Consider the following 20,358-nt stretch of genomic DNA (forward strand, 5'->3'; position numbering starts at 1 on the left):
GTCTCTCACGTCTGCTCGACGGGATTAGTACTCTAATCGCTCGGCAACCCGCAACACTGAGCTACGCGCCCTGGCATTACGGTCAATTTCTTCGGCCGACGGCTTAATCGCCTTACCCACGGCCTTGAGTAATCGTGTCTTATTAATTTCCGCCTCGGTGAGCGGCAACCCATGGGGTACCGACTCGCCCTGGCTATGGCGGCGAATGAAGCGCTTCACCATACGATCTTCCAGCGAATGGAAGCTGATCACCGACAGGCGTCCACGAGGAGCCAACACGGTCACCGCGCCTTCCAGCGCCTGATCGATCTGCTCCAGCTCGCTGTTGATATAGATACGGATCGCCTGAAACACGCGGGTGGCCGGATGCTTGTTGCGCTCCTTGCTCTTGCTCACCCTGGCAATCAGATCCGCCAGCTCCTTGGTACGCAAGAAAGGCGTCTTGTCTCTGTCGGCGGCGATGCAGCGGGCAATATGGCGAGCGTTCTTCTCCTCGCCATAGGTCTTAAATACCCAGGCCATATCTTCTATCTCGGCGCGGGCCAGCCACTCAGCGGCCGTCTCCCCCTGGGAGTTATCCATGCGCATGTCCAGCGGACCGTCACGCAGGAAACTGAAGCCGCGCTCGGCATCGTCAAGTTGCGGCGAAGAGACGCCGAAATCGAACAGTATGCCGTCGATCTTGCCTCTCAGGCCCAGATCGTCGACATATTGGGCCAACTGGCCAAATCCACCATGAACGATAGAGAAACGCGCATCATCGGCAAATTGCTCTGCGGCAGCGATCGCCTGAGGATCGCGATCTATGGCAACCAGGCGGCCATTGGGGCCAAGTTGCTTGAGCACTTCGCGAGAGTGTCCGCCGCGACCGAAGGTGCCATCGATATAGATGCCGTCAGGCTTGATGTTGAGTCCGGCTACCGTTTCCGTCAGCAGCACGGATAAATGCGCAAATTCTTGAGTCATCGCTCTCTTCTTTAACTTATGGTTATTCTCTTATCACAAAGAGAAGTCCGCCAAACGCTCGCTGTTGGCAAAGGCATCGCTTTGAATCGTTTCACGGCTAAGTTCAATCTGTTGCTGCCAGGCCGCCTCATCCCACAGCTCAAACTTGTTCAACTGGCCCACCAGCATCGCGTGCTTTTCCAGGTTGGCGTATTGACGTAGCGGTGGGGGCAGTAAAATGCGACCATTGCTATCTAACTCGCATTCATGGGCATAACCGAGTAGCAAACGCTTCATGGCGCGCTCGGGTCCCTGGGTATCTGACAGCAATAACAGCTTGGCTTCTATCTGCTTCCAAGCCTCGAGTGGATAGATGAGTAAACAGGCGGCGTCGAAGTCGACCGTGATCACCAACTGGCTATTAAATTCGACGTGCAGGCTCTCGCGGTATCGCTTGGGGATCGCGATCCGGCCTTTGGCGTCAAGATTAATAGCACTCGCTCCACGAAACACGTTAGCTCGTCCTTGTTTTTTTGGTTAATAGATCCACAAATATCCACAATTTCCCACAAATGCTAAGTTTAGAGATAGTGTGCAAGCATTGTCAAGGGATGCAACCATTTATAAAGCCAGTATTCAAGCGGGTTAGCAGCCAGTTTGTAAATTTGTAACTACAGTCAAACTAGGGGAGATTTGTGGGAATTTCGAGGACAAATATGTTGAAAAAACAAACAGAAGTGGAGGGCCTACAAGCTTTAATGGATCGATAAGTGGATCGCCGTCCCAAATTGAGGCCATGATCGCCAGGATCCATCTGGGCAGATGAAACGTGTATGCCTGTTCGACCCTAAACGATTGGACTCAGACCCATTATGGCTTGCTCAAACGCCGCTTGATCCCTATGATGGCCAATAAAAACACAAAATTATGCTGACTCCCAAACAAGGCCGCTGGCTTCGAAAATCACACAAATGGTTGACCCTCTTTCTCGGGGCGCAACTGCTCATCTGGTTAATTTCCGGTCTCTACATGGTGCTGATGGATATCGACTATATCCATGGCGATCATCTCGTCGATGACAGTCAACTCACCCTAGAGGGCAAACTCGCCAGCATTTCGCCCGAGGCAATCCTCTCGCGTTATCCCGAGGCCACCAAGCTCGAGCTGCTGCCTACCGCGCTCGGACCCGTCTATAAACTCAATCTAGCAGGTAAGCCCCTGTACTTCTCGGGACAAGATGGTGAGCCGCTTGAACCATTAAGCCAGCAGGCCGCCATGAAGGTCGCCGCCCGCCTCTCCCCTGGCAACTTATCCGGCGCCAGTGCTGAGCTGTTAACCGAGTCGGCACCTGCCGAAGTCGGCGGACGACACCTGCCCCTGTGGCAGATAAACCTAAACGATGCCTTCGACTCACGCCTCTATATCTCGGCCAGTAGCGGTGAATTGGTCACCAAGCGCCACGACTTCTGGCGTCTGTTCGATGTCATGTGGATGCTACACATCATGGACTATGACACCCGAGAAGATGTGCACAATCCATTACTGACAGGCTTTAGCCTGCTGGCACTACTCACGGCGCTTTCCGGTGCCCTGCTTCTGCTCATCGCCTTTAAGCGTGGCGAGGAGGAGGCCGCATGAGTCTAAATATGATTAACGCGAGAAGCATACATCGCATCCTGGGCCTCATCGTCGGTGCCCAGCTTCTCATCTGGACCCTGACCGGCCTGGCATTTAACCTGATTGACGATCCATTGCTAGATGCCAACGCCCTGCGCGCCAACCCCGAAAAGGCCCAGTTGATCTCCCCCAAAGTGACGCTTGCCGAGATAACGGCGCAGCTCACAGGCAGTGGCACCAAGCAGATATACCTTAAACGGGTCGAGCTCAATACACTGCTCGATCGCCCCATCTATCGCATCAAGACGAGCAACGGGAGCCATGCCTTTTGGGCCGATACCGGCGAGGCGGTAAATCTCAATAGGGAGCAATTGACGCGACTTGCCAAGCAGAGTTACCGGGGAGAAGCTGTCTTATCCGAACCGATACTCGATGAGGCAGCGGCGCAGCGCTATGGGGGCAATCCGGCCTTCTACCGCATCGACACTCACGATGAGCGGAGCACACAGATCTTCATCGATGGCCAGAGCGGCCAGGTCAAGGCCCATGAGAATTTAGGCTCAGGATTCAAGCAGCTACTCTTCATGCTGCATTTTATCGACTATTTCCCCGACAATGGCGTGAGCTTCAATCATCTCGCCACCCAGCTGATTGCCTTCGCCGCCCTGCTGCTCGGACTCAGCGGCACCTGGGTGCTGGTTCGTAAACTTGCCGCAGGCGACTATACCAGCTGGCAGCTAATTAGCCTCGCAAGCAAGAAGAAGAGTCGGCTGACTCTGCTCTCCCCCAACGGTGAGCCGCTTGAAAATATCACTCTGGCGCCTGGTAATCTGCTGGATAATCTCAATCATGACCGAAATCGGATTGCCAGCCAGTGCGGCGGTGGCGGTCATTGTGGCATGTGCCGCGTGCGCTTTGTGGATCAAGCTCCTCAGCCGACCCCAGAGGAGCGCGCGCGTCTCAAGGAAGAGCTATTGGCTCAGGGGATTCGCCTCAGCTGTCAGCACAACGGCCACCAAGGCAAGCTCGCCCTCACCAGCCGCGCCCAGCTAAGATACTGGCAAAAGGCGCAGGCAGAGGCCGACCCCAGCTTAACGCCAGCCCAGGCCCCCCTTGTGAACGAAAGCAGCCCTCTTGAATAAAAACGGCTCTCTGAACAAAAATAACAAACAGGTGTCTAAATTTTAAGCAAAAGCAGCCGATAGAATAGGTTAGAAGAGTTATACCAATCACAGTAAGTATTTGATCAGAAATAGCGCAGGAAAAACGCTTGAGAACAAAGCAAGATTTTTAGATAAGTAGTTATTCTACAATTAAAAATATTAATGCAGTTATCAAGCGTTTTAACAAGCTAGAATGATCAATTATTTATTACGATTGGTATTACACCTAACCTAAAAAGGAGGAGAGATGCTTTCCCTAGATAGCCTGTATGCCATGTTAGCAAGGCCGGTACAGCAGGTCGTGAAGCGTAAGCGCGTGGTGGAACAAACGGAACACACGGATCCCATCCATGCCGACAGCCATGAGGCGCCTCAGTCGCAGCTGCCGCCCCACCAGGAACGTCGTCGCCGCGGCGACAGGCGCATCAACCCCAGACCCGGACGCGATGATCGCCGCGGCCAGTCGCGACGCCAACAGGCGCAGAAACAAGCCGAAGAAGAGGCACTGGATTCACCACTGCCCCATGTCGATATCGACGTCTAATACCAATCACAGTAAACATGTGATCAGAAATAGCGCAGGAAAAACGCTTGAGAACAAAGCAGGATTTTTAGATAAGTAGTTATTCTACAACTAAAAATACTAATACAGTTATCGAGCGTTTTAACAAGCTAGAATGATCAATTGTTTATTACGATTGGTATAATATTCCTAGCTCAGTGACTCGCTGGTCACCTGGGCAACCGCGCGTTTCCAGCCCAGATACAAGGCCTCACGTTCTTCATCCGCAATAGCAGGATTAAAGCAGCGCTCGACACCCGCCTTGTGTTTTAATTCGGCCGTAGATTGCCAGAAGCCGACGGCTAGCCCCGCCAAGAAAGCCGCGCCCATGGCCGTGGTTTCCGTCACCTTAGGACGCTGCACCTCGACATCGGTAATGTCCGCCTGGAACTGCATCAGAAAATCGTTGGCCACGGCACCACCATCGACCTTGAGCTGTTTCAACTCGACGCCACTGTCTTTGGTCATGGCATCGAGCAGATCCCGACTCTGGTAGGCGATCGCCTCGAGTGCGGCGCGAATGATATGGTTACGATTGGCGCCTCTGGAAAGGCCGACCAAGGCACCGCGGGCGCTGGCGTCCCAATAAGGCGCCCCGAGCCCCACAAAGGCAGGCACCAGATACACGCCATTGTTATCATTGACCTTGAGGGCAAAATATTCGGTGTCCTGGGCATCGCGAATCAGTCCCAATTCATCACGTAACCACTGAATGGTGGCGCCCCCCATGAATACCGAGCCCTCTAGGGCATAGTTCACCTCACCCTTAGGCCCCACGGCGATGGTGGTCAACAGGCCATGGTTAGACTGCACCGCCTGTAAGCCGGTATTCATCAACAGGAAACAGCCAGTGCCATAGGTGTTCTTGGCCATCCCCTCGTCGATACACAGCTGGCCAAATAGGGCCGATTGTTGATCCCCCGCCATGCCAGCCACGGGGATCTCGCCCCCCTCCCCGGCGATACGTGTCTTGCCATACACGGCGCAGGAGGGCTTCACCTCGGGCAGGATACTCGCGGGAATATCCAGGGCCTCGAGTAGCACGGGATCCCAGGCCTGCTGGTGAATGTTATACAGCATAGTGCGCGAGGCATTGGTAGGGTCGGTGGCATGCACCTTTCCCTCGGTGAGTTTCCACACCAGCCAGGTATCTATGGTGCCAAACAGCAAGTCACCGGCCTCGGCCTTCTCTCTGGCGCCTTCGACGTTGTCTAAGATCCATCGGATCTTGGTGGCGGAGAAATAGGGATCTAACACTAGACCGGTATTTTGCCTGATGTACTCCTCATAACCCGCCTCTCTCAGAGACTCGCACAGAGGCTGACTGCGACGACACTGCCAGACGATGGCGTTATAGACAGGTTTGCCTGTGGTCTTGTCCCACAGGATGGTGGTTTCACGCTGATTGGTGATGCCGATGCCAGCCACCTCATCGCTGTGGATCCCCGCCCTGGCCAGCGCCTCGATCAGGGTCGAGCTTTGGGAGGCCCAGATCTCCATGGGATCGTGTTCCACCCAACCCGCCTTAGGGTAGATCTGAGAAAATTCTCGTTGGGAGATGGCCACGACATTGGCGTCATGATCGAAGATGATGGTACGTGAACTGGTCGTGCCCTGATCGAGCGCAATTACATACTTCTGCTGCACGAACGCCTCCGCTACTGCTGGCTAGGCTGATTCGGATCGACCATAGATGCAGGCTCAACCTCATGTACGGCCTCGAGCTGCTCGTCACAGGCGTGGGCGGGCAGATACCAGAATTCGGCGATCTTTCCGTCCTGCACACGGAAATTCCCTATGCTGCATTGACTGAGTTGCTCACCATCGTTTTCCCAGGTCACACGCTCTACCGTGCTGACAAAGTGAGACGATTCGATCAGCTCTATGATGCTGGCCTGGGCGCCGGTGAGAGTCTCGAAATAATCTGTCATGGCGGCGCCGAACTGCGCCTTATCCGAGGTTTCCACCTCTATCTTGCTGCCAGAGATATGCATCCAGCGCACATCGTCCGATACATGGGTCAGCATCTGCTCGACACTGTGTTGGTTATAGGCGTCGATAAACCCTTTCACCACTTGCGTCGCACTCGGATCGGCCAAGGCCGAGAGTGGCAGTAACGCTATGCTTGCAGCCAGAAGATAGGGTTTCATGGGACACCTCTTATTGTTGGTTATCGCACCTATTGCCCCATGAGCCTCAGCCGAGCGGCAATCAATGAATGCAATTAAGCTAAAAAAATGTTGATAATTAGACGAATATAATCCGATGAAGTTCAGATAGCCAATAAATATTCAGATAAAAAAATGCCTCACACAGGTGAGGCATTTCGGTTTTCGTTCAATAACCTGTTGGCGAGTTACATCTTATAGCTTAGCTGAGCACCTACCAGCCAGACATCGCCACCCGCGTCACCGCTAAAGCTCACCTGAGCAAGATTCATCAGGTTCATGGTCTCGTTGATCGGTGCATCGCCGTGGGCCTTGATGTAAGTCACGGCAAAATCCAGCGTCAGATTCTTAGAGGCTTGGTAGCCAGCGCCCGCACTGAACCACAAGCGGTCAGAATCAGGGATGGTGATGGTGCGATACTCATCTTCTACCGCCGTCTTGTCCAGCGCAACACCGCCACGGAGCAACCACTTATCGTTTAGCTGATAACTGGTACCCAGGGCGAAACGCCAGTTGTCTTTGAAGTTCTCGACTTTCACCAGATCAGACTCCAGGCCACCCACTGGCTTCTGCTCGCCAGGGAAATAAGCCACCAGGCGATCGAACACGCTCCACTGAGTCCAGTTCACACTGGCATGCATGGCCCAGTTTTCGGTGAGCTGATGGAAAGAGGCAAGCTCGGCAAAGGCCGGTAGTTCGAGCGGCATATAACCCTCGATCTCCACATCCTGACCACCGTTGTAGATCAGGCCAGAGGCGTGACCATCAAGCTCCAGTTCGACACCACTGTGATAGGCCAGACCGATACGGTGCGCCGGGTTTATCTGCCAACTGGCACCCAACTGCCAACCATAGCCGATATCATCGCCTTCCATCGATTTCAGGCTAGTGCCACCCGGTGGTAGCGCGCCGGCCACCTCGGCGGGCAGCGTAGGAATCGCCTTGATACCATCGACCCAAGCCGGTGTCGAAGCGCCAATCTTACCTTCGCCATAGACGATACGCAGACCCGCGCCCACAGAGAAGGCCTCAGAGATCTTATAAGCCAGGTTAGGATTAAACTCGACTGTGGTTACAGAGGTCTCTTTACCGAAGATCGCGGTAGGATGTGTACTCGGCACCTCGGTCGCCAGACCATAGTTAGAGTTAACGGCTAAACCCCAGGTCCACTGATCGTTAAGCTGATTCGAGTAGTAGAAGTTGGGGACCAGCGCGTCGCCCGCCACGTCTAAGGCATCGGCGTTCATGGTGACAGGCTGTGGCCCGAGTACCGGCGAAGCCAGGGTGACGTCACCCTCGACATCGACGTTTGGCATGACATAGATACCACCCAGTGATAGCTGACGTCCCTCGAGGTAGGTCAACATCGCAGGGTTACGCGCCTGAGCGGCGGCGTTGTCGGCCATGGCCGCCTCACCCGCAAATGCACGGCCTAGACCCGTGGCAGAATATTCGGCAAGTTGAAATCCAGCGGCCTGAACTTGAGACAGCGGTGCTGCGATAGCGGCAACAACAGCTAAAGATAAAATATGCTTCTTCATCATGGCTCTCTTGTTATTATGACAACCTAGAGCAAAGGCTCCAGTCATTGAGTGAGCCGCAGTCTACTGATGCAGAATATCTTTACAAGCAAATAATCAATTTAAGCGAATTATACTGATGGAGGCGCTTAATAGCATACAAAAACCGACCACAACCGATTTTTAAACACTCACCAAAGCGTAAAAATGTGATCAACGTTCACTTAATGGGATTCAAGCAAATCAACAAAAACAGACAAATATAAATAAAAACAAACAACTAAGCACGAAATATCAAAATAACACTTGTACGCCTGAAAACAACAAAACCACCAGCATAAATCACTAGGTTGTTGAACACCTAGCAATCTCACGGCAAAAACCAAACGTAAACACCTGAAATTTAAGTGCTTAACAAGATTCATCGCCGCTAATGTAAACAAAAAGCCGACCGCAGAAAACTGCGGTCGGCTTGATTCATATCCTCTAAGGTACAGATGTACGCCAACTGGCATGAGCCCGCTATAACAGCGCTAAAACCGGCTCACCTTTTCTGGTTTTAGGCACTAAACATTAGGCACTAGAAGTTAGGCACGCCAGCTTGGGATCTCGGCCTCATAACCTGCTATCGCATCGGCATAACCCAGGCTGATGCCTATGGCATCCAGGCCGTTGAGCAAATTATGGCGCGCCGATGGAGCGATCTCGAAGCTAAAACTTGCTCCCGAAGGTGAGGTCACCGTCTGCGCCTGCAGATCCACGCTCACCTGCGCCCCTTCTTCGGCTTCAACCTCCTGCATTAGCTGCACCACCTCCGCCTCGGTCAGGCGAACCGGCAACAGACCGTTGTTGATGGCGTTGCCATAGAAGATATCGGCAAAGCTAGGCGCGATGATCACCTTAAGGCCAAAATCTGCCAGGGCCCAAGGCGCATGCTCGCGGCTCGAGCCACAGCCAAAGTTCTCCTTGGCCAGCAAGATGGAGGCGCCCCGATAGCGCGGCTGATTCAGGCTGAACTCTGGGTTAGGCTGATCGCCGGCATCATCCAGATAACGCCAGTCATGGAACAGGTGAACCCCAAAACCGTCACGGGTGACCTTGGAGAGAAACTGCTTAGGGATGATCTGATCCGTATCGATATTGGCACTGTCGATGATCACCGCAAGCCCTGTGTGTGTAGTAAATGGTTGCATCGCTCCCTCCTAGTATGGCTTGCGAATATCGACAAAGTGACCGGCAATCGCCGCAGCGGCGGCCATGGCTGGACTCACCAAGTGAGTGCGACTACCGCGTCCCTGACGCCCCTCGAAGTTACGGTTACTGGTGGAGGCGCAGCGATCCCCCGCCTCCAGCCTGTCATCGTTCATCGCCAGACACATGGAGCAACCCGGCAGGCGCCATTCAAACCCGGCGTCGATGAAGATTTTATCCAGACCTTCCGCCTCCGCCTGCTCTTTTACCAGACCAGAGCCGGGTACCACGATTGCCGTGACGCCCTCAGCCACCTTACGCCCCTTTGCCTGGTGAGCCGCCGAGCGCAGATCTTCGATGCGCGAGTTGGTACAGGAGCCGATAAACACCTTGTTGATGCTGACGTCTGTCATCTGAGTACCAGGGGTCAGCGCCACATAATCGAGCGCCTTCTCGATACTGGCCTTAACCGTAGGATTCGACTCATCTTCGGGGTTAGGCACACACTCATCTATGGCCACCACCTGACCCGGATTGGTACCCCAGGTCAATTGCGGGGCGATATCGCTCGCCTCTAATACCACATGGGCATCGAACACGGCATCATCATCAGACTTCAGCGCCTGCCAGGCGACGACCGCCTGCTGCCAAGCTTCGCCCTTAGGAGCAAACTCGCGGCCTTCGAGGTAATCGATAGTAGTCTGATCCGGCGCTATCATACCCGCCTTGGCCCCCATCTCGATCGCCATGTTACAGACGGTCATGCGGCCCTCCATCGACAGGGCCGAAATCGCCTCACCGCAGAACTCGACCACATAGCCAGTACCGCCATCCATGCCTATCTTGCCGATGATGGCCAGCACGATATCTTTAGCGGTGATCCCCTCGGCCACGTGACCACTCACCTCGATCTTCATGGTCTTGGCCTTGAGCTGACGCAGGGTTTGGGTGGCCATCACATGCTCCACCTCAGAGGTGCCAATGCCGAAGGCCAAGGCGCCGAACGCGCCATGAGTCGCGGTGTGCGAGTCGCCGCAAACGATCACTGTGCCCGGCAATGTAATGCCAAGCTCAGGGCCCATCACATGGACGATCCCCTGATTCTTATGATGAATGTCGTAGAGGCGCACGCCAAACTCTTTACAGTTTTGTGCCAGGGTCTCCACCTGAGTGCGCGCCATGGGACTGAGTGCATCCAGGCTGGCGCTCTTGGTCGAGGTGTTGTGATCCATGGTGGCAAAGGTTTTCTCTGGCGCCCTTAATTTTCGGCCCGCGACTTTTAAGCCGCTGAAGGCCTGAGGCGAAGTCACCTCATGTACCAGATGGCGATCCACATAGATAAGTGGCGCCTCCCCTTCGGGGGCGGCTACAATATGGCTGTCCCATACCTTTTCATAGAGTGTCTTCGCCATTAGTTTGCCTCTCTGACTGCCTGGGCAATATAGTCGCCCATTTCGCGGGTTGATTTTGCCTTGTCACGCTGATCCGCGCTCAAGAGTTCTCCAGTTAAGTAGCCATCGCTCAATGCCTTGGCGACCGCGTCTTCAATCGCCTTGGCTGCCGCTTCCTCCTTGAGGCTGTGACGCAGTAACAGCGCCGCAGACAGGATCTGCGCAATCGGGTTAGCTATGCCCTGGCCGGCGATATCCGGCGCGCTGCCCCCGGCGGGCTCATAAAGGCCGAAGCCGTCGCTGTTGAGGCTCACCGACGAGAGCAAGCCCATGGAACCTGTCAGCATGGCGATCTCATCGGAGATGATGTCACCAAACAGGTTAGAGCAGAGCATCACATCGAAATCGAAGGGACGGCGCAGCAGCTGCATGGTGGCGTTGTCGATATAGATGTGTTCCAGCTCCACGTCGGGGAAATCCTTGGCCACCTCTTCGACCACCTCACGCCACAGGACTGAGCAGGCCAGCACGTTGGCCTTATCCACCGAAGTGACCTTCTTACGACGACCGCGAGCCGCCTCGAAGGCTATCTTAGCGATACGGCGTACCTCGCGGCGGCTATAACGCATGGTGTCGAAGGCTTCCTCTTGCTCTCCCTCTCCCTGACGCCCCTTTGGCTTGCCAAAATAGATTCCACCGGTTAGCTCGCGTACACACAGCACGTCGAAGCCCTGAGCCGAAATGTCGCTGCGCAGCGGTGACATATGCTCCAGGCCACCATGCAGCTTAGCCGGACGCATGTTACAGAACAGTTCGAAATGCCCCCGCAGTGGCAGCAAGGCGCCACGCTCTGGCTGATCGTTAGGCGGTAGATGTTCCCACTTAGGGCCGCCCACCGAACCGAACAAGATGGCGTCGGCCGCCTCACAACCCTTTAGGGTCGACTCGGGTAAGGGACAACCATGCTTGTCGATGGCCGCACCGCCCACATCATACTCGCTATACTCGATATCCAACGAGAAACGCTCTTCTACCGCCTTTAGCACCTTACGTGCTTCGACCATGACCTCGGGACCTATCCCATCACCGGCCAATACCGCGACTTGATAACTCATACCTCAAGTAACTCCCTGCAATTAATTGTCTTTATACTGTTAAATTTGAAATTTGTTATATGCCACCCAACTCGGTGCGCGCCTGTTTTAGCTTGTGCTTGTTCTCGGCCACCTTGTCGGCACGCCAGGTGAGATTCATCACGTGAATAAGTGCTGCCGCCGAGGCCTCGACCACATCGGTCGCCAGGCCGACACCGTGGAAACTCTGCTCATGGTAATTGGCTGTGATATCCACCTGCCCCAGGGCGTCTTGGCCCTCTCCCTTGGCGCTGAGCTGATAGCTGCTGATGTTAACTTCACAGCCACTGGCGCGGGCAATCGCCTTATAGGCCGCATCCACCGGGCCGTTACCTGTAGCGGCCTCGGTCACCGACTCGCCGTCGATGCTTAAGGTCACTGTGGCTGTCGCCTGCCCCTGGGTAGAATCCGAGTGCACCACCAGCTGCTGCAGTCCATAGTGGTTCTCATCTTCCGCCTGAGCCTCCACATACACTAGCGCCTCTAAGTCGTAATCGAATACCTGGCCCTTCTTGTCGGCCAGCTTCAGGAAGGCCTCATACAGGGTGTCCATGTCGTAGTCTTGCTCGCCGTAACCCATCTCTTCCATGCGATGTTTGATCACGTGACGGCCGGAGCGGGAGGTCATGTTCAGGTTGTTGCGGTTAAGGCCGATACTCTCTGGCGTCATGATCTCATAGGTATTTTGCGACTTGAGCACACCATCCTGATGAATACCCGAGGAGTGAGTAAAGGCATTGGCACCGACGATCGCCTTGTTGGCCTGCACCGGCATGTTACACAGCTGGCTCACCAGGTTAGAGGTACGATGGATCTCTTTGGCATTGATCCCCGTCTCCAGCCCCAGGCTGGCCTTGCGGGTGGCGATGATCATGGCGATCTCTTCCAGGGAGCAGTTACCGGCGCGCTCACCGATACCGTTAACGGTACACTCGATTTGACGCGCCCCGTGCTGCACCGCGGTGATGGAGTTCGCCACTGACAAGCCTAAATCATCATGACAGTGCACCGAGATCACCGCCTGGTCGATGTTAGGCACACGGTTAAACAGATTTTGAATGATGCCGCCAAACTCGCTCGGCACCGTATAGCCGACGGTGTCGGGGATATTGATCGTCTTGGCCCCCGCCTTGATAGCGGCCTCAACCATGCGACACAGGTTATCTATGGGAGTACGACCTGCGTCTTCACAGGAAAACTCCACATCGTCGGTAAAACGGCGGGCATATTTCACCGCGCCTACCGCCATATCCAATACCTGGTCGAAGGAGCGCTTCAACTTACTCTCCACATGTATGGTCGAGGTAGAGATGAAGGTATGGATACGGAACTGATCCGCCACAGACAGAGACTGGGCCGCGGCGTCGATATCTTTTTCCAATGCCCTGGCTAAGGCGCAGACTCGGCTATTCTTGATGGTGCGGGCAATGGTCTGTACCGATTCGAAATCTCCCGGCGATGAGACGGGAAACCCCACCTCCATGACGTCCACTCCCAGACGCTCGAGTGACAGTGCTATCTGTAGCTTTTCCTTAACCGTTAAACTCGCCGCTAATGCTTGCTCACCATCTCGTAAGGTCGTATCAAATATTATCACTCGGTTAGACATCTGGTTTCTCCATGGTACGTCTAGGCTCTAATTTTGGGTGTTCGTCGAATCCATAAACAAAAAAACCCCGCGTTGTTGGGCGCGGGGTTTATGAATGCTGGGTGTGTTATTAAGCGTGCAACACTACATTCTCCGCGCAGGACCTGCGAGAATGAGAATGAGGAGGCTGAGGAGTGCACGGTTAATAGTCGTCATTGTATTCAATAAAAGTAATTAATTATTCGTTTCGCTTCGAAAGATTGATTAATATTTAACGTGTGTCTGTGCAATAGTCAACCCCATATTTTTCATGTTTGCCACATTAGACCAGATAAAAATCTTGATTAACTGCGCAAATCTAACCATTAATTTGCTCACAAGAGTGACTAAGTGATTAAATTCAGCATACTAGGTCATTTGTCGAGCATTCCCTCTGATTCCAACCGCGGGTACTATTTTTTATGCAATTGCTGATGAAAAATCAGTATAATGCCGCCAATGGAAACAGATATAGCACACTCGTTCCGGAGCTTTTAAAAATGGATTTTCGTCTCATAGTGTTAAGTCTCAGCCTGTGGCTGATCCCCGCTTATGGGGACACTATGACAGAGTTAGATGAGTTGGCCCAAACCGTCTACCAATATCCCAACAAGACACTGACACAGATCTCGGCGCTGGAACAACGCCTGGATCAGGAAGACACGTCTGACGAAAATCGTCTCAGGCTCGCGCTGCTCAAGTGTGAGGCCTTCGTCCAGCTCGGTGAGAATGAGGCCGCCATCAACCTGGGCCGTATGAGCGAAGCCAAGGCCAAGTCCCTAAAACTCAACCAGCTCAGCCCCTATTTTCTCAACTGTATGGCCGCGGCCTATATCGATTATGGCGATCTAAGACAGGCGTTGACCCTGCTGGACTCGGCCATCTATCTCTCGCGCGAACAGCAGCAGCCTCAGTCATTGGTCAACGGCCTGATGCTACGCGGCAGGATAGATACTCATATCGAGAGCCAGAGCAGTGCCCTGGAAGATCTGCGTCTGGCCCTAGACATCTACCCGGATACCGAGAAGCAGAGGCCACAATGGCTTACCCCGCCAAGGCCCTATGTGCAACTGGCCATGGCCGAGTTGCTGAGAACCAAGGGGCTCTATAACCAGGCGTTCAACAATGCCAGAGTCGCGCTCGATTCCGAACAGACCACGGGCAAGGTGCGACTGACAGTACTGCTCACCCTGGCCAAGATTGCCCACTACAACCAAGAGGTGAAGTTCAGGGATGACATGGTGCTCGAGGCCAAGATCTTACTGCCCGAATTAGCCACGGCAACCGAACTGGCAGAGAGTTACACCCAGCTGGCGGAGATCGAGTTTCTCAGGGGAAATGACAAGAGCGCCATCCAGCTACTCAATATCGCCCTCAACACCTTCGACAAGCAGAAGAAGATCAACGACACCCTGAGGGCCAACCGTCTGCTGGCCAATATTCAATTAGCAAATGGCAATCAGGCCCTGGGGACCGAGCTGATGCAGAAGGCGATCGCCATCGGCGAGCGCACTAATCAGTTTGACGAGCTCGTCTACTGCTATGGCAGCCTGAGCCGCTATTTTGCCGACATCGGCCAGTACAAGGAGGCCTATCAATATCAACTGAAACGCTTCGAGATGGCTCAGCGCAGCTACGAATTTCTTAAAGACACCCGCCTACTCCAGATCAAGGCGCAGCTGGGACGTTACCAACAACTTGCCCAGGCCAGTCAACCAAAGCCCATCAAGCTCGACGCCAACATTAGCGACAGCTATGGATTAATCGGTATCCTGGTGCTCTTCCTGCTACTGACCCTCTTCATTCTCCTCAACCGTATCAGAATGCCTAAGGCGCCGCTGCCGGTGAGCCAGAGAGATGAACCCATGAGCCCCCAGGAGAAGATGGAAGCCCTGCTGACCAGTGCCAAGCAGATAGGTTTTCCTATCACCATCTTGCTGATCAACCCCAGCCATCTGGCCAAAGCCGATGTGGATAGGCTGCTAAGCCGCTTATCGCAGAAGATACGTCAGCAGGATATCTTGCTCAGCACCAGCGCCGATCAGATACTGATCATGCTGCCCTTCACCTCGTTGGCGGGGGCACAGCTCATCGCTCGTCAGCTGAGCGAGATCATCACGCCGCTGCAAAACGGTACCCGGGTCAACATGGGGATGGCGGTGATGCAGCATCACGACACACTCTCCTCGCTGGTTAAGCGGGCCAGTGTCGATCAGTTGAGTAAATACAGCGGCCAGCAGGCACACTGAATCCGCGAGCCAGGCAGCAACTTACTTAGCCACGGGTGAGGTAATCGTTGATCTCGTCGAGGAAGTCGCCGCCGAAACGCTCAAGCTTGGTCTCTCCCACGCCATTGACCGCCAGCATCTCGCCAGGGCTGGTCGGCAGCATGCCCGCCATCTCGGCCAGGGTGGCATCGTTAAACACCAGATAAGGCGGTACATCCAGCTCTTCGGCCAAGCTGCGGCGCAGCTGCTTCAGGCGAGCAAACAGTTTCCTGTCGTAATTGATTGGCGCCCGGCTAGTGCTGCGGCGCTTCACGTGTGTGGTGATGCTGATACGCGGCTCGGCGAGCTGGAGCGGCTGCTCGCCCTTGAGCACCGCCCGCGCCTGGGGATTGAGCTTAATGGCGGAGCCTCGGGTAATATCCTGACTGGCGAAGCCTAGGTGGATGATCTGACGAATGATACTGAGCCAGAACTCATGGCTCTTATCCTTGCCTATGCCCCAGGTCGACAACTTGTCGTGGCCACGGTCGACCACAGAGGCCGCCTTGGAACCGCGGAGCACCTCAATAAGATGATTCACACCAAACTTCTGCTGCAGACGGAAGATGCAGGAGAGCACCTTCTGGGCATCTTTGACGCCATCATAACGCTTCGGCGGATCCAGGCAGATATCGCAGTTGCCGCATGGCTCGGAGGCACTCTCATCGAAATAGTGCAATAACACCTGACGGCGACAGGTTTGCGCCTCGGCAAAGGCCGCCATGGTATTGAGCTTATGGTATTCCACCTGTTGCTGTGGCCCTGGCTCCTGCTGCTCGATAAGATGACGCACGCGCCCAATATCGGCGGGGTCAAACAGCATGAAGGCCTCGGCATCCAGGCCGTCACGGCCGGCGCGACCTGTCTCCTGATAATAGGCCTCGACGCTCTTGGGAATGTCGTAATGCACCACGAAACGCACGTTGGACTTGTTTATCCCCATGCCGAAGGCCACGGTTGCCACTACGATATCCAATTGATCCTTAAGGAAACGCTCCTGAATATCGGCGCGCTCCTCCTGGGTCTTGCCCGCATGATAGGCATCGGCCTGATACCCCTGCATGCGCAGACGCTCGGCTACCTCATCCACCCGGCGCCGACTGCTGCAGTAGATGATACCGCTGTTGCCATTCTGCGCCTGAATAAACTGTCTGAGCTGATTGGCGACATTCAGCTTCTCCGCCACGGTATAACGAATGTTGGGCCGGTCGAAACTGGTGAGCAGTTCGAAAGGCGCGATCCCCAGTCGCTGACAGATATCTACTCGGGTCGCCTTGTCGGCTGTGGCCGTCAGCGCCATCATGGGCACCTGAGGAAACAGCTGCTTCAGCCGACCAAGCGCCGCATATTCGGGCCTGAAGTCATGGCCCCACTGAGAGATACAATGCGCCTCATCGATAGCAAAGAGGGAGAGCGGCAGATTGCGTAACCGCTCGATAAAGCTGTCGGTCAGCAGCCGCTCCGGGGAGACATAAAGCAGCTTGAGCTCGCCTTTATGCAGCTGACGATAGATGGTCAGCGCCTCTTCCCGCGACTGTGACGAGTTGAGATAGGCCGCCGCAACCCCCATCTGTTTCAGGCTATCGACCTGATCTTTCATCAGAGAGATAAGCGGTGACACCACCAGCGTCAACCCGGGTAAGACGAGTGCCGGTAGTTGATAGCACAGGCTCTTCCCCCCGCCGGTTGGCATGATCACCAGGGCGTCCAGGCCACCACAGACAGTGTCTATCACCTCACGTTGACCCGTCCTGAAGGTGCGATAGCCAAACACCGTCTGCAGGCAGTCGGCGAGCGGATCGCTTTGGGTCACATCGGCAGAGGTTAAGGCTAAGTCCATGGTGCTCAGTAATCGTCAATTTGGCCGCTTATTCTAATCAAGGCGGCTCGGCTTGTCTCATCTATCCGGGTATTAATTGTCACCTGGCCCCCATCGATTGCTGAAATTTTGTCCACAGGCTTGCAGTGTCCTGTGCATTAGCGATAGATTAAATGCTCTAGCCATCGGGCTAACGAGTGCCAAATTTAACCCTCTTGTACCCCGCAAGCGGCGTAGGACAAAACAAGGAGTGCCCCTATGACGACGCCCATACAAGCGCAGACCCTGGCTAGCGTAGCCGACATCTTCGATACCAAGGTCCCCTTTCACAACCTGCTAGGCATGGATATCAAGCGCTACGATCTCCAGGGCGTCGAGGTCGAGGTTAAGATGCACAAAGACCTCATAGGTAATATCCACCAGCAGATCCTTCACGGCGGCGTGACGGCAACTATACTCGATGTGGTGGGCGGACTGACTGCCTTCTCCGGCCTGGTGGCCAGCCGCGAAGACTGGCAACTGGAAGATCTGCAGAAACGCCTGCAAACCTTAGGCACCATAGACTTGCGTATCGACTATCTCAGGCCGGGGCGCGGCGAGATCTTTACCGGCACGGGCACAGTGATAAGGGCCGGTAATCGGGTCTCCGTCTGCCGCATGGAGCTGCACAACGAGAAGGGCTCTCATATCGCCTTCGGCACGGGCACCTACATGGTGGGCTAGCTGCCTCAACGCCCGTTTATCCCGTCAAGTTAGCGAGACGCCCTGGCAATGGACCATACCAGTGCCGGGGCATAAAAGATTGGCGATCGCCGCTTGAGTCATGCCGTTTAGGCGCCTACAATGCCTCTCCCGCTCTTTTTCTAAATCCGAAACTATGGCCGATATTGAGTATCGTAAAGGGGTAGCGCTCGCCATCTGCGCATACTGCCTGTGGGGCTTCGCTCCCCTCTATTTTAAGCTGCTAAATCATGTGTCGGCGACTGAGATCCTGCTGCATCGCGTGATCTGGTCCTTCATCTTCATGCTGATCTTGATGCAATTTATCGGCGGCTTTGCCAAACTTCGCGCCCTATTTCGACAGCCCAAACAACTTGGCGTGTTGGTGATCACCTCGATTCTGATCGCCGGTAACTGGCTGCTGTTTATCTGGGCAATCAACAACGAGCATATGCTCGATGCCAGCCTGGGCTACTTCATCAATCCCTTGGTCAACGTGCTGCTGGGCATGGTGTTCTTACAGGAACGTTTGCGCAGGCTCCAATGGGTCGCCGTCTCTTTGGCCTGCGCCGGCGTGCTGATCCAATTGATCTCTTTCGGTTCGATTCCTGTGGTGTCGCTGGGGCTCGCCGCCTCATTCGGCGTCTATGGTTTGCTGCGCAAGAAGGTCAATGTCGACGCCAAGACGGGTCTTCTGGTCGAGACGGCCATCTTAGTGCCGGTGGCCCTACTCTACCTGATGACGAATCTTGACGGCACCAGCATCCTGGAAAACAGCTGGCAGATGAACCTGCTGCTGATGGCGGCCGGCATCGTCACCTCGGTTCCGCTGTTGTGTTTTGCCGGCGCAGCAACCCGTATTCCGCTGTCGATACTGGGCTTTTTTCAATATATCGGCCCCAGCATCATGTTTATCCTAGCCGTCAGCCTGTTTAACGAACCCTTCGATCTCGAGAAGGGACTCACCTTCGCCTTTATCTGGAGTGCGCTGGTGATCTTTACCCTAGACTTAGCCTTAAAGAGTCGGCGTAAGCAGGCCGGCTAACAAGGCCTCCGGCTGCTCTAGACTCAAGATCAGCAGGTAACCCTCGGTCGTCGGCAACACCAGCACCCGCTCTCTGTTGGTGACAGACAGTAGGGCGCTGGCTATGTTTTCGCTGGCTATGTGTTCACTAGCTATCTGTTCACTAACTATGCTTTCGCTGGCTTCGGCCAGCTTAAACCAGCCGAGGGAATAGCCCGGCATTCCCACACCATTGCTGCGATAGCTCAACTTGGGCGCATCGTCTTCATCAAGGTTGAGGATTTTAGCCTCAGCAGTCAGTAAGCTCTGCCGTGATAATTCGACCCGATAAAGCGGGATGTCGACCAGCATAGTGGTCGGCGTGAGACGTATGCTGGCATCATGGGCCTTGTAGAACACCCAGGAGAGCAATCCCAATACGGCGATAATCATCCCAGAGGCCGCATATTTCGCCCCCTTAGGTAGGGGCTTCATCTTCAATAGCAATAGCACCAAGGCCACACCGAGCAGCATAGACAGGAACATAGCGCTCGTCGTCGAATCAAAGGTCGTGAGTTGAAAGACTTGAGTATCCATCTCTATATATCCTCCAGAAAAGATAGGCTTACACTTGTGCTAACGGTTACCGCTTAGTATCTCGGCCTAGCCAAGAAGACTCTAGTCGAGAAGACCCTAGCCGTGAAGACCCTAGCCGTGAAGACCCTAGCCGTGAAGACCCTAGCCGTGAAGACCCTAGCCGTGAAGACCCTAGCCGTGAAGAGCAGGGTGATTTGTAGACCGTAGCGAAAATCAACAGATAGAGTCTGGTTTTAACGACATATTATGTCAACCTGTTTTTTGACGTTAAACGATTCATGTTACAAGACTAATGTCATGAGACTGGTGCCATGAGGATGGTGTCATGAGACTAATGCCATGAGGCTGGCACTATAAGACGGTTGCTCCGAATCTAACGCTACTAGTGTAGTGGTCAACTAAAATTGGCCACGGTTTTGTATTCAAGCCAATATCTTCGCTCTGACTCATTGGGTGTCAGCCCACCGTTATATTGATGTGGTCTCAGCTGACTGTAATACCCCGTCACATATCGCGAAATTTCACTCTTAGCCTCACCGATATCCCGATAGCCGGTCATCGGTATCCATTCTGTTTTTAAGCTTCTAAAGAAGCGCTCCATCGGGCTGTTGTCCCAGCAGTTTCCTCGTCGACTC

The 20,358-nt window shown here is 54.3% G+C and carries 18 protein-coding genes; 6 read left to right on the forward strand and 12 right to left on the reverse strand.

All coding sequences use genetic code 11. From position 1 onward, the window contains the following. Positions 1–24: 24 nt before the first annotated feature. Together rsmH and mraZ are read right to left on the reverse strand one after the other, a co-directional pair. Positions 25–966: a 16S rRNA (cytosine(1402)-N(4))-methyltransferase RsmH gene (gene rsmH, locus L1D47_RS10445; RefSeq protein ID WP_239884650.1), complete on the reverse strand. Its 942-nt coding sequence runs from the start codon at positions 964–966 to the stop codon at positions 25–27. Positions 967–999: 33 nt separating this feature from the next. Continuing rightward, positions 1,000–1,458, reverse strand: coding sequence for a division/cell wall cluster transcriptional repressor MraZ (gene mraZ / locus L1D47_RS10450; protein WP_033539377.1), 459 nt, complete (start codon positions 1,456–1,458; stop codon positions 1,000–1,002). A gap of 414 nt (positions 1,459–1,872) precedes the next feature. On the opposite strand from mraZ, the gene L1D47_RS10455 reads away from it, so the two are divergent. From L1D47_RS10455 to L1D47_RS10465, 3 genes are all read left to right on the forward strand, one after another. Further along, positions 1,873–2,583: a peptidase gene (locus L1D47_RS10455; protein WP_239884652.1), complete on the forward strand. Its 711-nt coding sequence runs from the start codon at positions 1,873–1,875 to the stop codon at positions 2,581–2,583. Further along, a complete protein-coding gene (locus tag L1D47_RS10460; protein WP_239884655.1) occupies positions 2,580–3,704 on the forward strand; it encodes a PepSY domain-containing protein in 1,125 nt (374 codons plus the stop codon). The genes L1D47_RS10455 and L1D47_RS10460 overlap by 4 nt, the downstream gene beginning before the upstream one ends. A 268-nt stretch (positions 3,705–3,972) precedes the next feature. Further along, positions 3,973–4,269 carry a hypothetical protein gene (locus tag L1D47_RS10465; protein WP_239884657.1) on the forward strand — a complete coding sequence of 99 codons (297 nt, stop codon included), beginning with the start codon at positions 3,973–3,975 and terminating at the stop codon, positions 4,267–4,269. Between the two features lie 168 nt (positions 4,270–4,437). Here L1D47_RS10465 and glpK read toward each other — a convergent pair whose 3' ends face one another. The 7 genes from glpK to leuA all read right to left on the reverse strand — a co-directional run bounded on the left by glpK (position 4,438) and on the right by leuA (position 13,299). After that, the gene (glpK, locus tag L1D47_RS10470) at positions 4,438–5,934 is read right to left on the reverse strand and encodes a glycerol kinase GlpK (RefSeq protein ID WP_239884659.1); all 1,497 of its coding nucleotides are present in this window, start codon (positions 5,932–5,934) and stop codon (positions 4,438–4,440) included. Between the two features lie 11 nt (positions 5,935–5,945). Continuing rightward, the gene (locus tag L1D47_RS10475) at positions 5,946–6,437 is read right to left on the reverse strand and encodes a nuclear transport factor 2 family protein (protein ID WP_239884661.1); all 492 of its coding nucleotides are present in this window, start codon (positions 6,435–6,437) and stop codon (positions 5,946–5,948) included. 206 nt (positions 6,438–6,643) lie between these two features. Next, entirely contained in the window at positions 6,644–7,996 is a 1,353-nt protein-coding gene (locus L1D47_RS10480; RefSeq protein ID WP_239884663.1) for an outer membrane protein transport protein, read from the reverse strand. 566 nt (positions 7,997–8,562) lie between these two features. After that, on the reverse strand, positions 8,563–9,168 hold the full coding sequence (leuD, locus tag L1D47_RS10485; RefSeq protein WP_239884665.1) for a 3-isopropylmalate dehydratase small subunit: 606 nt from the start codon (positions 9,166–9,168) through the stop codon (positions 8,563–8,565). A gap of 9 nt (positions 9,169–9,177) precedes the next feature. After that, positions 9,178–10,578, reverse strand: coding sequence for a 3-isopropylmalate dehydratase large subunit (gene leuC / locus L1D47_RS10490; protein WP_239884666.1), 1,401 nt, complete (start codon positions 10,576–10,578; stop codon positions 9,178–9,180). Further along, complete coding sequence (gene leuB, locus L1D47_RS10495) at positions 10,578–11,672, reverse strand: 3-isopropylmalate dehydrogenase (protein WP_239884668.1); 1,095 nt, start codon at positions 11,670–11,672, stop codon at positions 10,578–10,580. The genes leuC and leuB overlap by 1 nt, the downstream gene beginning before the upstream one ends. 55 nt (positions 11,673–11,727) lie before the next feature. After that, positions 11,728–13,299, reverse strand: a complete 1,572-nt coding sequence (leuA, locus tag L1D47_RS10500; RefSeq protein WP_239884671.1) for a 2-isopropylmalate synthase — start codon at positions 13,297–13,299, stop codon at positions 11,728–11,730. 581 nt (positions 13,300–13,880) lie between these two features. Between leuA and L1D47_RS10505 the strand changes: the two genes are divergently transcribed. Then, positions 13,881–15,566: a histidine kinase gene (locus tag L1D47_RS10505; protein ID WP_239884673.1), complete on the forward strand. Its 1,686-nt coding sequence runs from the start codon at positions 13,881–13,883 to the stop codon at positions 15,564–15,566. Between the two features lie 25 nt (positions 15,567–15,591). On the opposite strand, the gene recQ is transcribed toward L1D47_RS10505, so the two are convergent. Further along, positions 15,592–17,424: a DNA helicase RecQ gene (recQ, locus tag L1D47_RS10510; protein WP_239884675.1), complete on the reverse strand. Its 1,833-nt coding sequence runs from the start codon at positions 17,422–17,424 to the stop codon at positions 15,592–15,594. Between the two features lie 237 nt (positions 17,425–17,661). Between recQ and L1D47_RS10515 the strand changes: the two genes are divergently transcribed. Then, positions 17,662–18,126 (forward strand): thioesterase family protein, encoded by a 465-nt coding sequence (locus L1D47_RS10515; protein WP_239884677.1) that lies wholly within the window; start codon positions 17,662–17,664, stop codon positions 18,124–18,126. Between the two features lie 154 nt (positions 18,127–18,280). Further along, positions 18,281–19,168, forward strand: coding sequence for an EamA family transporter RarD (gene rarD, locus L1D47_RS10520; protein WP_239884679.1), 888 nt, complete (start codon positions 18,281–18,283; stop codon positions 19,166–19,168). On the opposite strand, the gene L1D47_RS10525 is transcribed toward rarD, so the two are convergent. Together L1D47_RS10525 and L1D47_RS10530 are read right to left on the reverse strand one after the other, a co-directional pair. After that, entirely contained in the window at positions 19,139–19,723 is a 585-nt protein-coding gene (locus L1D47_RS10525) for a hypothetical protein (protein WP_239884681.1), read from the reverse strand. The genes rarD and L1D47_RS10525 overlap by 30 nt on opposite strands. 394 nt (positions 19,724–20,117) lie before the next feature. Then, on the reverse strand, positions 20,118–20,358 hold a 241-nt coding region (locus tag L1D47_RS10530), incomplete at its 5' end, for an integrase core domain-containing protein (protein ID WP_239882331.1).

Origin of the sequence: Shewanella sp. Isolate7 (genome assembly GCF_022398425.1) — a bacterium.
Lineage (GTDB): Bacteria > Pseudomonadota > Gammaproteobacteria > Enterobacterales > Shewanellaceae > Shewanella.